Annotated in this window: 13 protein-coding genes and 1 other annotated feature; of the genes, 8 read left to right on the top strand and 5 right to left on the bottom strand. The window is 29.7% G+C overall.

Annotated features, from left to right (window positions below; all coding sequences use genetic code 11):
• Positions 1-104 precede the first annotated feature (104 nt).
• Positions 105-1238, top strand: coding sequence for an N-acetylglucosaminidase (locus RSD37_RS15845; RefSeq protein ID WP_346947705.1), 1134 nt, complete (start codon positions 105-107; stop codon positions 1236-1238).
• 134 nt (positions 1239-1372) lie between these two features.
• Here RSD37_RS15845 and RSD37_RS15840 read toward each other — a convergent pair whose 3' ends face one another.
• Positions 1373-1945, bottom strand: a complete 573-nt coding sequence (locus tag RSD37_RS15840) for a hypothetical protein (protein WP_346947704.1) — start codon at positions 1943-1945, stop codon at positions 1373-1375.
• 214 nt (positions 1946-2159) lie between these two features.
• Here RSD37_RS15840 and RSD37_RS15835 point away from each other — a divergent pair, with 214 nt between their 5' ends.
• Positions 2160-3722, top strand: coding sequence for a hypothetical protein (locus RSD37_RS15835; protein ID WP_346947703.1), 1563 nt, complete (start codon positions 2160-2162; stop codon positions 3720-3722).
• Between the two features lie 267 nt (positions 3723-3989).
• Complete coding sequence (locus RSD37_RS15830; protein ID WP_346947702.1) at positions 3990-5555, top strand: hypothetical protein; 1566 nt, start codon at positions 3990-3992, stop codon at positions 5553-5555.
• Positions 5556-5674: 119 nt separating this feature from the next.
• Here the strand turns inward: RSD37_RS15830 and cls are convergent, their stop codons facing one another.
• Positions 5675-7129 carry a cardiolipin synthase gene (cls, locus tag RSD37_RS15825; RefSeq protein WP_346947701.1) on the bottom strand — a complete coding sequence of 485 codons (1455 nt, stop codon included), beginning with the start codon at positions 7127-7129 and terminating at the stop codon, positions 5675-5677.
• 203 nt (positions 7130-7332) lie between these two features.
• Here cls and RSD37_RS15820 point away from each other — a divergent pair, with 203 nt between their 5' ends.
• Positions 7333-8196, top strand: a complete 864-nt coding sequence (locus tag RSD37_RS15820) for a YitT family protein (RefSeq protein WP_346947700.1) — start codon at positions 7333-7335, stop codon at positions 8194-8196.
• A gap of 92 nt (positions 8197-8288) precedes the next feature.
• Here the strand turns inward: RSD37_RS15820 and RSD37_RS15815 are convergent, their stop codons facing one another.
• A complete protein-coding gene (locus RSD37_RS15815) occupies positions 8289-8474 on the bottom strand; it encodes a hypothetical protein (protein ID WP_346947699.1) in 186 nt (61 codons plus the stop codon).
• Between the two features lie 281 nt (positions 8475-8755).
• Here RSD37_RS15815 and RSD37_RS15810 point away from each other — a divergent pair, with 281 nt between their 5' ends.
• Positions 8756-9331, top strand: coding sequence for a nucleoside recognition domain-containing protein (locus RSD37_RS15810; protein WP_346947698.1), 576 nt, complete (start codon positions 8756-8758; stop codon positions 9329-9331).
• 13 nt (positions 9332-9344) lie between these two features.
• Positions 9345-9878 (top strand): spore maturation protein, encoded by a 534-nt coding sequence (locus RSD37_RS15805; protein ID WP_346947697.1) that lies wholly within the window; start codon positions 9345-9347, stop codon positions 9876-9878.
• A 32-nt stretch (positions 9879-9910) separates the two neighbouring features.
• On the opposite strand, the gene RSD37_RS15800 is transcribed toward RSD37_RS15805, so the two are convergent.
• Positions 9911-11284, bottom strand: coding sequence for an MATE family efflux transporter (locus RSD37_RS15800; protein ID WP_346947696.1), 1374 nt, complete (start codon positions 11282-11284; stop codon positions 9911-9913).
• 275 nt (positions 11285-11559) lie between these two features.
• Positions 11560-11811, top strand: a binding site (T-box leader).
• 104 nt (positions 11812-11915) lie between these two features.
• Between RSD37_RS15800 and metG the strand changes: the two genes are divergently transcribed.
• Positions 11916-13856 carry a methionine--tRNA ligase gene (gene metG / locus RSD37_RS15795; protein WP_346947695.1) on the top strand — a complete coding sequence of 647 codons (1941 nt, stop codon included), beginning with the start codon at positions 11916-11918 and terminating at the stop codon, positions 13854-13856.
• Between the two features lie 205 nt (positions 13857-14061).
• On the opposite strand, the gene RSD37_RS15790 is transcribed toward metG, so the two are convergent.
• The gene (locus RSD37_RS15790; protein ID WP_346947694.1) at positions 14062-14829 is read right to left on the bottom strand and encodes a histidinol-phosphatase HisJ family protein; all 768 of its coding nucleotides are present in this window, start codon (positions 14827-14829) and stop codon (positions 14062-14064) included.
• Between the two features lie 252 nt (positions 14830-15081).
• On the opposite strand from RSD37_RS15790, the gene RSD37_RS15785 reads away from it, so the two are divergent.
• The gene (locus tag RSD37_RS15785; RefSeq protein WP_346947693.1) at positions 15082-15846 is read left to right on the top strand and encodes a TatD family hydrolase; all 765 of its coding nucleotides are present in this window, start codon (positions 15082-15084) and stop codon (positions 15844-15846) included.
• Positions 15847-16164 lie beyond the last annotated feature (318 nt).

Below are 16164 nucleotides of genomic sequence, written 5' to 3'. Positions count from 1 at the left end.
TTGTATCCCCCTTATTTTTTTTTGTCATATTTGCCTACTAAAATTATACTCTAACGCCATACAATACAGTATATACATGCAAATTTTAAACATATGGGGGAAATATGAATAAAAAATTAGTAAAAAGAGCTTTAACAATGGCTTTAGCGGCTGTTATATGTACAATTCCGCTAATATTCACCAATAGTGCATCGGCAGCTGTTAGTGTACAAGATTTATCGCACCAAATAAATATACAAACAAATAAAACGTGGACAATCAAATTAAGTAAGAGCTTACATCAAGAAATTATAAATAAATTATACAATTACGTTGTTGTTACAACACCAAATGGAGAGCCTGTAAGTGTAGGATTAAGTTATAATTCTTCCAATAAAGCTATAGTAATATCTCCACCTGTGGGTGGATATAAAACAAGTTGTACTTATACTATAATCGTAAAAGAAGGATTATACGATAGTGAGAGAAAATCTATAGAAAAGCCTACAGTAAAGGAGTTTTCTACTATATCTTCAGCACAGTCTACATCCTTTACCACTTATCAATTAAATTTTACTTTAGATGAATTTGTGGACAAGCAAGTAACTAAGGCTCCGTCATTTGTAAGGTCCTATGGATATAATACAAAAGCTGAGAGAACAGATATAAAGCAGTATATGGATCCAGATAGATTTAAAAATGATAGCTATGGTATATATCAATTTATGAATTTAAATTATGTAAATGGAATAACTGCTAATGAGCTTAATTCTTCACTTACAAGTGAGGGAGTATTATCTGGAAAGGGAGAGGCTTTCCTAAAATCAGCAGAGGTAGCAAAAATAAATCCAGCATATCTTGTTGCTCATGCTATATTAGAAACAGGTCATGGAACATCTCAATTAGCAAAGGGTGTTACTCATAATGGAAGAACTGTTTATAACTTTTTTGGGATTGGAGCATATGATAGTGATCCAGTAGGTGCGGGGTCAAAGAGAGCTTACGAAGAAGGGTGGTTTACACCAGAAGAGGCAATAGCAGGTGGAGCATCATGGATAGCTCAGCAATATATAAATACTAGTTCACAGCAAAATACATTATATGAGATGAGATGGAATGTACATGGATTTAATGATCCATGGCATCAATATTCTACGGATGTGCCATGGGCATATAAACAAATAAAATACATTAAACAAATATTGGACAAGTGTCCTAATGCTGAACTTAAATTTGAAATACCAGTATACAAAAAATAAGATTTAAAAGTATATAAGACACACCCTAGATAAATGATAGCTAGGGTGTGTCTTATTGTATAAATACTGAAAATTAATATTTAATATAATAGTAGTTTAAGTTTAGAAATTATAAATTAGAAACACTAATGCTATTAGTTTGGAGTTAATACATTATCATTTCTATTTACTATTAATTCATAATTGAATTTGTAGGCGTATTCTTTAAATACATCAAAGTTAAGAGGTTCTTTTTTATGGCTTTTGGTAATATATACATAAATATTGCCTTTTGAATACTCATCGCATATAGGAATTATTTCTTTATTAAGTGCAGTATCAAATAAAATTGATAATCCATCATTTAACTCATTTCCTTTTAGGGAATTAAAGTTATCAGTATCTAAAGGAACTCCACTAGAATCTGTAATTTTAACTATTTTATTATTATTAATATCTAATTTAATATTAGAACCTAAAGATATTATTATAGATGCTCTAGGTGCAAAAAATATAAAGTATAAACTTGTTATAACAATAATAGATACAAAAATGAGTATTGAAAAAATTTTTATCATATTAGAGCGGTCTACAAATTGGACACCACTATATGTACTACCTTTAATCGGAGGTGTAGAATTTCTTTCTATAGTAACAAACTCATTATCATCTGTTACAACATAAACCTTGTCATTGTCAAAGTTAATAACTTTACCATGTTTTTTCATACAAATACCTTCCATATACGTAAATTTGAATTATAATATATACTATTTTACAATATAAATATAAAATATGAAAGAGAAAGGGAAGTTAATTAATACTATACAATATTAGTGAGTATATGTTTGAATATTCTATATACTAATGGTATTATAGATATAATAGACAAAAATGCATAAATTTTCTATGTAATTGTTAGCTTAATGGGGGTAGAAGGAAATGAGAAAAAAGAAACAGGCATTGCTTTTAATTGTTGTTATAACTTTTATATTTATTCTTACTGGGAGTTATTTTAATAACTATAATTTATTAAAACAACCACCATCAGAAACATGGAGTAAAGAGGTACAATTAGGAAGTGGAGGGCAAAAGAATTCGCCAGTAATTATAAAAGAAACAGAGAGGTTACTTACTGCTTACGAGGATACAAAAAAACTAAAAATATGTGAGACAGATTTAAATGGTAAAATATTAAGAACTGAAGAGTATGAGGTGAACGAAGAACTTCTTAAAAATGTAGTATTCACTAAAAGTAGTGATGGATATATTTTAATGTATAATTCATCAAAATCAGGACAAGGGTATTTAGAAAATATAATCTTAGATAAAGATTTAAATGTAGTAAATAGAAAAATTGTTGAAGGGGTAGAACATACCTATCAAATAGATAGTAGCAATATAGTAATTTCTTATAATGATAAGATTGAAGTTGTAAATACTTTAGAGGATAAATCATCATCAGTAATGGTTGAAGAGTTATCCATGGTTACAGCAAGCGCAAGTAAAGATGGACTTTTAGTGTGTTACTTAGAAAAAGATGAGTTTTTTAAGGCAGTTACATTTAAAGATGGTATAGCTTCAAAGCCTATTTTAGTTACAAGTATAGTAAAACCGGAGAAAATTTCATATAATAATATGTCATCTTCTACAGATGGTAAATATGGATATATACTAATTGAAGAATATGTGAGAAATGAGTATGCGTTGACTAAGCTAATGGAATTTCCTATAGATGGAGGAGAGACTAAAATTAGCACACTTTCAGTTGATGATTCAAAGTATATAGTAAATACAAAGGGTTCGTACTCTGAAGATGGTGGTAAGTTTTACGCAACTATGAGTAGAGCATTTGGCAAAAAGGAAGTACAACAAGCTATCATATCATTTGTAATAAAAGATGGGCAAGCATCGAATATAGAGGTTGTAACAAGACTAAGAGAGTTATGTATACATCCATATAGTGATGAGGATTACATTGGGTTTTTAAGCTTCAAAGAGGAAAATGTTTATAATGTAAATATAGCATCAACTAATCAAGAGTTTAAGGTTGAAAATAATGTGTCTAGGGGAACAGAAAAGCGTACAGCATTATTTTACATGTTAGAAGGTGTTATGGTAAGTGTATCATATATAATAATTCTAGGTTTTCGTTGGATAATACCAGTATTAGTTATTGGTGGTGCAGTTACTTTCATTGATTATTCATTTAGTGAGAAGAAGAAAAAGATTGTATACGTTATATTATCTGCAGTAGGTATAATAGCAAAAACTTATGTAATAGTTAATATGTTTTATGGAACTTATGTATCTATGTTACCTAATGTTATAGCACCAATAGCTATAGGAATATCTATTTGCTTATTAATAGGGGGAATAGTATATGGATATGGATATTTTGTATATGTAGATGATTTCGAAGGAATATTCATAGGTAAATTTAGCATATTTATGTTAATGGATGCACTACTCAGCTTAATGGTATTTGTACCACTTATAGCATGATTTGGGTTTTATAAATGTTAAATTAAAAAGTTTTCCTAATTGAGGAGTGCACACTCTATTAAGTGAAATTAATGCAATATTGATACTTTACTGTAAAATACATTAAGTATATTACAGTAAAGTGTTGTTATATTTACAGGGGTATTATTGTAAATGCAATTAACTGAATAGTTAGAAAAATAACCACGTACATTAATGTTAAAATGTTAAAAGTAGCAGTTAAGCATGGCATGAGTAATCACTAATAGTAAATTAGGGGGATGGAAAATGAAAAAAAGGGGTAAGGTTTTATTTTCACTTATTATAGTAACCTTTATATTAATTTTAATTGGAAGCTATATGAATAATTATAATTTAGAAATACAGCCACCGTCTGAAACTTGGAGTAAAGAGGTAAGCTTAGGAACTGCACTTGGAAAAAATGCTCCAGTAATTTTAAAAGAAGAAAGTAAAATTATTATAGCTTATGCAAATGATAATAAACTTAATTTATGTGAAACAGATTTACATGGAAAAGTTTCAAGGACAAAAGAATATGACTTAACTGAGGACCTTGTTTGTAAAGTGTTATTGACTAAAAGCAGTGCTGGATATATATTAATGTATAATTCTGTAGATGGTGGAGAAGGATATTTAGAAAATATAATATTAGATAAAGATTTAAATGAAATTAAGCGAGAAACTATTCGTGGACCAGAAGTTGCTTGCCAATTAGATAATAATAATTTAGTTGTTAGCTATGATGACAGAATCGAAATTATAAATACGTTGGAAAGTAAATCGATATCATTACCAGCAGAAAAAGTAAATATGATTTCGGCTAGTACAACTAAGGATGGATTTCTTATATGTTATATGGAAGATGACTCATTATTTAAATCATTCACATTCAATGAAGGCATAGCATCAGAACCTATATTAGTACAAACGATAGCTAAGAATAGTAAAATTAATTATAAAGGAATGGCAACTTCTTCAGATGATGAAAATGGATATATAATGTTTGAACAACATATAAAAGGTGAGTTTCATTCTTGTAGATTAATTGAATTTCCAATAGCGGGCGGGGAAGCAAAGGAAAACAAGCCTTATATCAATAATTCAAACTATCTTATTAATTGTGTGGGTGCATATTCTGAAAAAGACGGAGGAAAATTTTACGTAAATTTTGACAATGTATATGGTAAAAAGGAATCACGTAGGGGAATAGCAGAATTAATAATAAAGGATGGTAAAATTAATGAGATAGAACCAGTTACAAGAACAAGAGGCGTATGCATAAATCCATATGTAAATGAAGATTATATTAGTTATTTAAGCTTTAATGAGAAAGATATTTATGATGTAGTCATAGCTTCTACTAGAGAAGACTTCAAATCTATAAATAATTTACCAAGGAATTCCGAAAAAGTAAGTGCATTTTTTTATACTATACAAGGTATAATGTATAGTTTTGTATATATAATAATTGTAGGATTTGCTTGGATAGCTGTAGGATTGGTTTTAAGTGGTATTGTTACATTTTTAGATTATAAGTTTCCAGTTGAACAAAAAAAACTTATGTATATAGCTGTAGCAGCAATAACTACTTGTGCAAAGATTTTTGTGATAATAAAAATGTTTTATGGAACATATGCATATATGCTTCCACAAATTATAGCACCTATTTATATAGGGGTTATCATATGCATATTAATAAGTATTATAGTCTATAGTTATGGATATTATTTATACGCACGTGAATTTGAATGTGTATTTATAGCAAAATTTAGTTTGAGTTTGTTGATTGATGCATTACTAACTTTAATGGTTTATGTACCATTAACAATATAAATATAAAACCGTTGTATCTATAATCATTTTATAGATACAACGGTTTATTTTAATTTTTGGTTATGTTTCAAGTTAATGTAATAATCAACACTGATTTAAAATAGTGCCTAATCTTACAGCTACAATATAGGAGATAGCAATCTAGATATAGCCTCTTTAAATTTAATAATTACTGGTCGCTTATCGTAAAGTTCCTTTGTAAGAAGGGTACTTTTTAATAAATCATCTTCAAAGGCTTTATCAACATCTAAGGTTGTTTTTTCATCATATATAATAGCGTTAACTTCAAAGTTGAGACTGAAGCTACGAATATCCATATTTGCAGTTCCTATGGTGCACATTTTTCCATCAATAGAAACAAGTTTACTATGGATGAATCCATTATCATATGTATAACATTTAGCTCCACATTCTACAAGTTCCCAAATATATGATTTAGATGCCCAATAAATAAATGGATGATCTGGTTTGCAAGGAATTATAATTTTAACATCTACCCCAGATAAACATGAAATTTTAAGAGCTGTTAGTATGCTTTCATCCGGTATAAAATAAGGTGTTTGTATATATACTGAATTCCTAGCTTTATTTATTAGCTTAAGGTAGGTATTACGTATGGAACACCACTCAGAGTCAGGGCCACTTGAAATTATTTGGACAGCTGTCATTCCAATGTATTCATTTTTAGGGAAATATTTTTCACTCATAAAGAAGTCTTTTTTGCTTGCAAAGCGCCAATCCATTAAAAATCTTAATTCTAGATAATTAACAGAGTCTCCTTGAAGATGAAGATGAATATCTCTCCAAAAACCGAATTTTTTTGAGAGACCAAGGTACTCGTCACCAACATTAAGACCACCAACAAAACCATGAACACCATCTATAACACATATTTTACGGTGATTTCTATAATTTATTCTTACGTTTATATATGGGATAAATGGAGGAAAGAAACAAGATACTTCCCCACCAGCAGATTTTAAAGGGTTAAAAAAATTCTTTTTATTGTGAATACAACCCATTCCATCGTACAGAAGTTTTATTTCAACACCTTCTTTAGCTTTAGTTACCAACAAGTTTAAAAGTTCATTTCCAATATTATCATCTTCAAAAATATAGTATTGAATATGAATAAATTTTGTTGCATTTTTTATACAATCAATTAAAAGTGGGAATTTGGCATCACCGTTATTAAGAATATCAACTTTATTGTTATTTGTAACAACAAAATTATCACTAGACAAGTTTAGATTAATTACATCGTGATATTCATATAATAGTGGATTTTTATTTACTATATATTTATCGTTTACTAGCTTTTTTTGGTCATCTGAAAACTTCATTAATACCAATTCTTCCTCTTTCTTTAGAACAAAGAATTTTTTTCTACGCAAATCTTGACCGAAGAATAAATATAATATAAATCCAACAAATGGTATAAACAACATTATCATTAACCAAGTCCAAGTACTATTAGCATTTCTTCTTTCGAAAACTATTACTATTATAGCGAAGGCTATATTTAATATAAATATGAAATTTAAGATGTTAAGAAAAATAGTATGACTGTTCATAAATACTCCTTATTATTATTATGTTATAATATAATTTTAGCATAATGGGCAGAAAATACATACATTGTTATAAAAATATATCCAATTATTAATTCTATAAAGGGATAATTTAAATTAGTATTTACAACCTATTACAATCTATGCTATAAAACAATAGTAACATAGATATAAGCAGTATAACATTAAATAACTAGGAGGCTAACATGAAGAAATTTCTTAATAAGACAGAAGTTAAAAATTACTTAATGATAATGTTTGGAATAACTATACTTGCAATAGGTATAAATGTGTATTATTCTCCCCAGCACTTGGTTACAGGCGGAGTTTCGGGACTTTCAATTGTATTAGAATATGCATTTAAAATACCATTGTGGTTAACAAATATAATTGTAAACATACCATTATTTATAATTGGAATAAAAATAAAGGGTATGGAGTTTGCAAAAAAGGCTATATTTGGAGCTATATATGTTTCCGTTGCACTTTGGTATACAAGTTTTATTCCACCAGTTCAATCAGATCTGTTAATAGCTAGTGTATTCGGAGGACTTTTTGTTGGAACTGGAGTTGGACTAGTATTAAGAGCATCAGCATCAACAGGTGGATCAGACTTACTTGCAATTATAATTAAGCATTTTATGAAAAAAATACCTATAAATCAAATAATGATGTGTATAGACGGAAGTATAATAGTTGTAGGGCTATTTGTGTTTGGAGTAGAAAAAGCAATGTATGCTTTAATATCTATATTTATTGTATCCAAGGTTGTAAATACATTGGTTGAGGGTGTAAATTACTCTAAAGGTGTACACATTATTTCTAATAAATCTAGTGAAATAGCAGAGGAATTGATGAAGCATTTAAATAGAGGTATTACTAGTATAAATGGTAGGGGAGTTTATACTGGAGAAAGTAAGGATATATTATTTATAGTTTGCTCAACAGAAGAATTAATTGAATTGCAAAGATTAGTAAGAGCGGTGGATGAGGTAGCATTTATTACAATAACTGATGTTAGAGAGGTTATGGGAAGAGGTTTCTCAGAGCCACAATATGATGGTAACTAAGAGTAGAATAATATAATTCTTTAATATGAGAGCATAACTTTATCCATATAAGTGTGGGTGAAGTTATGCTCTTCTAATATATAATATTAAAGTTATAGAATACCCTCATCTTTAAGAACTGCTTCAATTTCTTGAACTTTTTTAGAAAGAGAAATAAAATTTTCTTTTATCATATCATCTGATACAGAGTTACACTTAATGTTTTCTTCTAATTTTTCAATTGTAGAAAGTGCTTCATCAATTTCCTTTTGAGCTTGTTTTAAATTAGTTTCATTCATAAAAAATCTCCTTTGTTTTATAAATTTAATTTATATATTAAATGTTATCATTCACAAGGTTTAAATTCAACCATAAATCTAATTAACATAGAAGTTTATTCATTAAATAAGTTAAAACTAGTTTTAACTAAAACCCAACTTTTATGTACAGAAATGAGTCTTTCAAAAAATATATAAAATATAAAAAAGGAAAATAATACAAAAGGAAAATAATACAAATGGTTTGGACATATACATTATGTAGAAATATATATTTATTTTTGGTGTAAGGGAGCGTCTATATGATAAATGTAATATGGTTTGGAATTTTATTTATAGGGATAGGGTTTGGGTTAATAACAGGAGATGGTGAACTTTTATCAAAAACAATAGTATCAACAACTACATCAACAGTGCAATTGATAATAGAATTACTTGGGATGATGTGTCTTTGGTGTGGAGTAATGAAGATCGCGGAGAGAAGTGGGCTCACAGATAAGCTTGCAAAGTTATTAAGACCCATACTTAGAAGAATATTTAAAGAAGCTGGGAAGGACGATAAAGCATTAGGAGCAATAGTTATGAATTTGACAGCGAATATGTTTGGTCTATCAAATGCAGCAACTCCATTTGGAATAAAAGCTATGGAAGAAATGGACAGAATAAATGGTCATAAGGATGTAGCTAGTAATGATATGGTGTTATTTTTAGTTTTAAATGCTGCATGTATACAGTTTGTACCAACTACAGTTGTATCTATAAGGGCTGCATTTAACTCAGTGAATCCAGGTGCAATAATACTACCAGCACTATGTACTACAACTTTTGCATCTATTCTTGGGGTTGTGCTATGTAAGTTTCTACAAAAATATTTTTGAAGGAGAGTAAGGTATGGTAATTATATTTGATTATATCATGAAGGGAATAATTCCTATAATAATAGGTGGAGTTGTATTATATGGTATTGTTGCAAAAGTAAAGGTTTATGAATGTTTTGTAGAGGGAGCAAAGGATGGAATTAATGTATGTGTTAGGATTTTTCCATACCTTTTAGCCATGCTTATAGCTGTAAACTGCTTTAGAGCTTCTGGTGCGTTAGATTATGTTATAAATTTAATAAAACCTGCAGTTAACATAGTTGGTATACCTCCAGAGATTGTTCCTTTAATCTTTATAAAGCCACTATCAGGAAGTGGAGCTATAGGAGTCTTCACAGATATAGTTAAAACCTATGGACCTGATTCATTTTTAGGATTCTTATCATCAATAATCATGGGTTCTACGGAAACTATATTTTATACACTAACTGTATATTTTGGAGCTGTGGGAATTAAAAAAGTAAGACATAGTTTATGGGTAGCATTAATAGTAGATTTTTGTGCTGTGCTTTTAGCAGTAAATTTAGCGGTTATGTTAATGAGATAATTTATACTGTCTTAAAATTGAGTATGTTTTAATTAAACATGACTATTTATATATTTAAGTTTCTTAACATAGAAGATATAAAGAAGTATTCCATCTATAGACCATTGCAAAAGACATATAATCCAAAATACTGTTATGGATGTGCCTAAAATATAGATGAATAAGAATACTAATGGAAGTCTTATAAACCATGAGGTGATAAATGCTATAATAAAAGGAGTTTTTGTATCTCCATATCCTTTAAAAACTCCACCTACGATCATTGATAATCCTATCATAGGTTGTTCAATAGCGGCTATCATAAGACAAACAGTTCCAAGGGAGATTACCTCTGTACTACCACTATCAATAAACATTGTTATAAGTTGTGATGGAAATATAATAAATAGTAAAGTAAATATACACATTACACCAATTCCTAAAATTCCACATGCACGTCCATATTCTCTTGCTTTTTTATAATCACCTTCTCCTACTTTATTTCCAACAAGAGTTGTTGCAGCAATAGCAAATCCCCAACCAGGCATAAATGATATATTTTCAAGAGTTAAGGTTATTTGGTTTGCAGCAAATGCGATTGTGCCAAGATGCATAATCATCATGCTAGTAAAAAGTCTAGCCAGACTGTAAGCTGCTTCTTGCATACCAGCGGGAATAGAAAGACGGGTAACATCTTTTAGTTTTATAGAATTAAACTTTTTAAGGTATTTAAAATTAACTTTGATTAATGATTTTTTATAAGTATATATTGCTGAATAAGCAAATCCAGATATATTTGATATTGTAGTTGCAATAGCTGCACCCTTAATACCAAGTTCAGGGAAACCTAACAATCCAAATATTAATACAATATCTAGAGAAAGATTAACTATTAACATTACAATAGATACAATCATTGGTGTTTTTGTATTTCCATAAGAACGATTGATAGCTGCAAGCATACTAGACATCATATTAAAAGGAAGACCAATGCATACAATGTTTATATAGGTTGTACCTAAATTTATAATAGTTTCTTCAGCACCAGCAAAAGCTAATAACTTTTTACTAAGTAAAAATATAAACAAAGTTGTTACTATACTGACTATAGCGCCAAGAGAAAGTCCTAAAGTTGCATACTCATTAGCCGTATCAAGTTCACGGGCTCCATATTTTCTAGCTACTATAGAAGTTATTCCAACAGAGAGACTTTGTGCCACAAGAATATTAGTAAAGGTATAAATAACTTCACATGATATACCAACTGTACTAACAGCAATATCTCCGCCATATTGACCAATAAGCATAGTATCAACTGTCCATATCATAGTGTACAAAAGCATCTCTATTACCGCTGGTAAGGATAGCTTTAGTACGTCTTTTATTGTAGATTTATCCAAGTAAAGATTTTTTCTGATAAATTCCATATTTTATTTACCCCCAATAAATTTACATTTTGCATTTATTTCAAAATGTGCATAGAAAAAAAGTATGTTACAAATACAATGATAATTCATATATTATAAAAAGAATAGTAAAAAACAATAAAATAGTGAATTTGAATTCTAAAAATGAGCATAATAAGGTTAATTATGAAGAGAAACAAAAATATATGAAAAATATAAGTTAAAAAGAAAGCTACTACATGAACAATATTATTGACAGATGTAAGTTATCGTATTATCATTTAATTAATATTATAATAAATGCTATGATGAGAAGAGTACTAAAGGAAATTGTCTAAAGAGAGCTAGAGAAGGTGAAAGCTAGCGATAAGGAAATTTAGGAATATGGTCTTGGAGCAGATTTTCTAAAGTAGAGATACCTAGGGAAATAGGGAAGTCACCCATATATGACAGAGTAATAAAAGTCCTTTGGATAAAGTTACTTATTGAGGCATTTATTGAGAAATAAATGCGAAATAGAGTGGTAACACGTATATAACGTCTCTATGTAGAAATATTTCTGCATAGAGACTTTTTTTATGCTTAATTAAAGGCAAATACCAAGTATAAATTACCTTATAATAAATATGACAATTCTAAGGAGGAATAAAATATGACAAAGAAACCATATTACATTACAACTGCCATTGCTTATACATCTGGAAAGCCGCACATAGGAAATAGTTATGAAATTGTTTTAGCAGATAGCATAGCTCGTTATAAGAGATTAGCAGGATATGATGTTCGGTTCCAAACAGGAACAGATGAACATGGTCAAAAAATCGAACTAAAAGCACAAGAGGCTGGAATAACACCACAGGAATTTGTAGATAATGTTGCAGGCAATATTAAAGATATCTGGGACCTAATGAATACATCTTATGATAAATTTGTAAGAACAACTGATGAATATCATGAAAAACAAGTTCAGAAGATATTTAAAAAATTATATGAGCAAGGAGATATATACAAAGGGCATTATGAAGGCATGTATTGCACACCTTGTGAATCATTCTTCACATCAGCTCAACTTAATGATGGAAAGTGTCCAGATTGTGGAAGAGATGTTGAACCCGCTAAGGAAGAAGCATATTTCTTAAAGTTAAGTAATTATACTAATAGACTAATTGAGCATATTAACACTCATCCAGAGTTTATTCAACCAGAATCACGTAAGAATGAGATGATGAATAACTTTTTACTTCCAGGTTTACAAGATCTATGTGTATCAAGAACTTCATTTAAATGGGGTATACCTGTTGATTTTGATGATAAACATGTAGTCTATGTTTGGATAGATGCTCTATCAAACTATATAACTGGACTAGGATATGATTTAGATGGAAGTCATGCTGAAGAATATACAAAATATTGGCCGGCTGATTTACACTTAATTGGGAAGGATATTTTACGTTTCCATACTATTTATTGGCCAATTATGTTAATGGCTTTAGATATTCCATTACCAAAGCAAATATTTGGTCACCCATGGCTTTTACAAGGTGATGGTAAAATGAGTAAATCAAAAGGAAATGTTTTATATGCAGATTACTTAGCAGAGAAGTTCGGAGTTGATGCAGTTCGTTACTTTGTTCTTCATGAGATGCCGTTTGATAATGATGGAGTAATTACTCTAGAATTAATGGCAGAGAGAATTAACTCAGACTTAGCAAACACTTTAGGAAACCTTGTTTCAAGAACAGTTACAATGGTGGATAAATATTTCGACGGTATAATACCAGCACCAGATGTTAAGGAAGTTGTAGACGAAGAGCTTATTTCATTAGCTTTAGACACTCCTAAGAGAGTAGAAAAGAAAATGGATGACTTAAGAGTAGCAGATGCTTTAGGTGAAATTTGGTCATTAATTAGAAGAACAAACAAGTATATTGATGAAACTACACCTTGGGTTCTTGGGAAAGATGAAACTCAAAAGGGTAGATTAGCTACAGTATTATATAATTTATGTGAAAGTTTAAGATTTACATCGTCTCTACTTTCTCCATTCTTACCGGAGACAAGTAAGAAGATTAATGAGCAAGTAAATATAGAAAATGTTTCGCTTGAAAGCTTAGGTAGTTTTGATGGAATTGTAGCAGGAACAAAGGTTAATAGAGGATCTGCAATATTCCCAAGAATTGATATGGAAGAAATAGTTAAGGAAGCAGAAAGAATGGCAGAGGAGCAAAACAAAGCTGCACAAAAGAAAGAAATAACTCCAATAAAAGAGGAAATTACAATAGATGATTTTGATAAAATTGATCTTAGAGTAGTTAAAGTTTTAGCTTGTGAGCCTGTAAAAAAAGCTAAGAAACTTTTAAAATTTACTGTAGATTTAGGTGGAGAAACTCGTCAAGTTATTTCAGGGATAGCAATGCATTGTAAACCAGAAGATTTAATAGGTAAAAATGTAGTTCTTGTAGCAAATCTGAAGCCTGTAACTTTAAGAGGCGAGTTATCACAAGGAATGATACTTTCAGCAGCCACTGATGATGATTCAAAGTTATGTGTAGTGAATCCAGGGGATATTGATTCGGGATCTATAGTACGTTAAGCGACACTCCAAATCTATGATTTAGCTTTTCGAACTTACTCATTCGAATGCATATTAGAAGGAGTTTCTTCTATTTAATTTAGAAAGCCACATCTTTTGATGTGGCTTTTTAAAAAGAATAATATAAGGATATGTAATTTAGGGGGGATTGCCTATGCCAAAAGTAAGAATAACAATTTTAGAAAGTAAATGTAGGCGAGGATACTTAGAAAAATTCAGGATTTCTATTTTTAAAGTATATAGGTTTAACTTTACATAAATCACAAAGAAGAAGTCCTTCGTCAAAATTTCCTATGATAGCTCTAGATGTATGAGAATCAGAGCCTAAGGTCACATATCTTCCACCAAGTTCCCTATATCTACTATAAATCTTCTTTAAATTATCAAAAGCTGTCCTATCTTTAAGTCTTCGAGTATTTATTTCCATAACTACATCATTTTTTATACATGAATTTATTATAGTATCTATATAATCACAATATTTATCATAATAAATTTCCTTATCTTTAACAGGAGCATATCTACAAATGAAGTCAATGTGACCTAAAGTATCAATATAACTATGAGTATTTAAGGAATTTACAATTTCCTCGAAATAGTTTTTAATCATCTGATCCATAGATAAATTCCTATAAAGATAGGGATTAGATACGTCATCATTTCCAATACAGTGTTGAGAACCTATTACTTGATCAAAATTATAGTTGTCTATAATATTTTTATTTTGTTCAACACATTGAGCAGACATTCCAAGTTCAATACCGAGGAGTAAATCTTCAGATCTAAATTTCTCATATTCATTAAAAAATTCATTTGGGTTAAAGCGAAAACCCACGTTAGTTGGGTAGTTTAAATCCATATGGTCGGTTATAACTAATCCAATATTATGATCTCTAGCTACCTTGATACCATCTAAGATATTCATAGTTGAATCTGTAGAAAACGAGGTATGTATATGACTATCAAAAATCATAAAATTCACCGTCCTTATCGTATTATATAATACACCTTTAATTAGTTAATTTACAGTTAGATTATAACAGTTTAAAACATAATAAATAAGACATTTTAGTTTAGATTACTATTTACAATAGGGATTTTGGGATATAATATATACCCAAGGGTACGTCCGCGGGCCTAGTGACTTTGAATCCCATTTATAGAAAAGGGAGTATTAGAGCCGGTAGACATCGGATGCATAGAAAATTTATGAAAGAGGGATATTATGATTTTTGATTCACACGCACATTATGATGATGAAAAGTTTAATGAGGATAGAGAAACTGTTTTAAAAGAGATAGGTGAGAATGGAGTTATAGGGGTAATAAATTGTGGTTCAGATCTAAGAGGGCTTGAGATGTCAGTAAAATTATCAGAGGAACATGATTTTATATATGCAGCAGCAGGAATTCATCCAGAGAATGCAGATGAATTTAATGAAGAAGTAAGGGCGAGGATATGTGAGTTAGCAACGGCTAAGAAAATAGTTGCCATAGGAGAGATTGGGCTTGATTATTACTGGGAAGAGAATCCTTCAAGAAATGTTCAAAAGGAAGTATTTAGAGCTCAGATGAGAATAGCAAGGGCGTTTAAATTGCCTGTTATAATTCATGATAGAGAAGCTCATGGAGATACGCTAGAAATACTAAAGGAGTTTCCTGATGTAAATGGTGTTGTTCATTGTTTTTCGGGAAGTGTAGAATTTGCAAAGGAATGCGTAAAGTTGGGGTATTATATAGGAGTTACAGGCGTTGTTACATTCAAAAATTCTAAAGTCATAAAAGAAGTTATTAAAGCTATTCCGTTAGATAAACTTTTAGTAGAAACCGATTGTCCATACATGGCTCCAACACCATTTAGAGGCAAGAGAAACCAATCAAATTACATAAGTTACATCATGGATGAAATAGCTTTAATTACAGGCAAGAGCAGAGAGGAAATAGAAAGAATTACAATATTTAACACAGAAAGCTTGTTTAATATAGGGTAATGAGTTATAATGAAAAAATAAACTTAAAATATAAGGGCACCAACCATAAAATTTATCAAAAAAGAAATAGAATAATTGAACGTATAAACGCATATTTATAGTATCAACTTATATTTATCAACCAGAAAAGGCTGAATCATAAAAGTATAAAGCTATCATTTTATTTATTATTTAATATGCATAATATGCATTAAGTTCAGTCAATTCAATGATTAGAGTGCTAAATTTGACATAAAATATGATCTAATATATAATAGCAAAGTACTCTTGTCTGAGGGAGGTAATCTTTATGATAAACAAATTCAAAGATAAATTGAA

The organism is Clostridium sp. (assembly GCF_036646415.1).
GTDB lineage: Bacteria > Bacillota > Clostridia > Clostridiales > Clostridiaceae > Clostridium_J.
This window is presented reverse-complemented; position numbering and strand designations above follow the sequence as displayed.

Bases quoted from the DNA above. Each gene is read 5' to 3' on its own strand.
- RSD37_RS15835 (WP_346947703.1), top strand. From the start codon at position 2,160: ATGAGAAAAAAGAAACAGGCATTGCTTTTAATTGTTGTTATAACTTTT.
- RSD37_RS15805 (WP_346947697.1), top strand. From the start codon at position 9,345: ATGGTAATTATATTTGATTATATCATGAAGGGAATAATTCCTATAATA.
- RSD37_RS15815 (WP_346947699.1), bottom strand. From the start codon at position 8,474: ATGAATGAAACTAATTTAAAACAAGCTCAAAAGGAAATTGATGAAGCA.
- cls (WP_346947701.1), bottom strand. From the start codon at position 7,129: ATGAACAGTCATACTATTTTTCTTAACATCTTAAATTTCATATTTATA.
- RSD37_RS15820 (WP_346947700.1), top strand. From the start codon at position 7,333: ATGAAGAAATTTCTTAATAAGACAGAAGTTAAAAATTACTTAATGATA.
- RSD37_RS15785 (WP_346947693.1), top strand. From the start codon at position 15,082: ATGATTTTTGATTCACACGCACATTATGATGATGAAAAGTTTAATGAG.
- metG (WP_346947695.1), top strand. From the start codon at position 11,916: ATGACAAAGAAACCATATTACATTACAACTGCCATTGCTTATACATCT.
- RSD37_RS15845 (WP_346947705.1), top strand. From the start codon at position 105: ATGAATAAAAAATTAGTAAAAAGAGCTTTAACAATGGCTTTAGCGGCT.
- RSD37_RS15810 (WP_346947698.1), top strand. From the start codon at position 8,756: ATGATAAATGTAATATGGTTTGGAATTTTATTTATAGGGATAGGGTTT.
- RSD37_RS15790 (WP_346947694.1), bottom strand. From the start codon at position 14,829: ATGATTTTTGATAGTCATATACATACCTCGTTTTCTACAGATTCAACT.
- RSD37_RS15840 (WP_346947704.1), bottom strand. From the start codon at position 1,945: ATGAAAAAACATGGTAAAGTTATTAACTTTGACAATGACAAGGTTTAT.
- RSD37_RS15800 (WP_346947696.1), bottom strand. From the start codon at position 11,284: ATGGAATTTATCAGAAAAAATCTTTACTTGGATAAATCTACAATAAAA.
- RSD37_RS15830 (WP_346947702.1), top strand. From the start codon at position 3,990: ATGAAAAAAAGGGGTAAGGTTTTATTTTCACTTATTATAGTAACCTTT.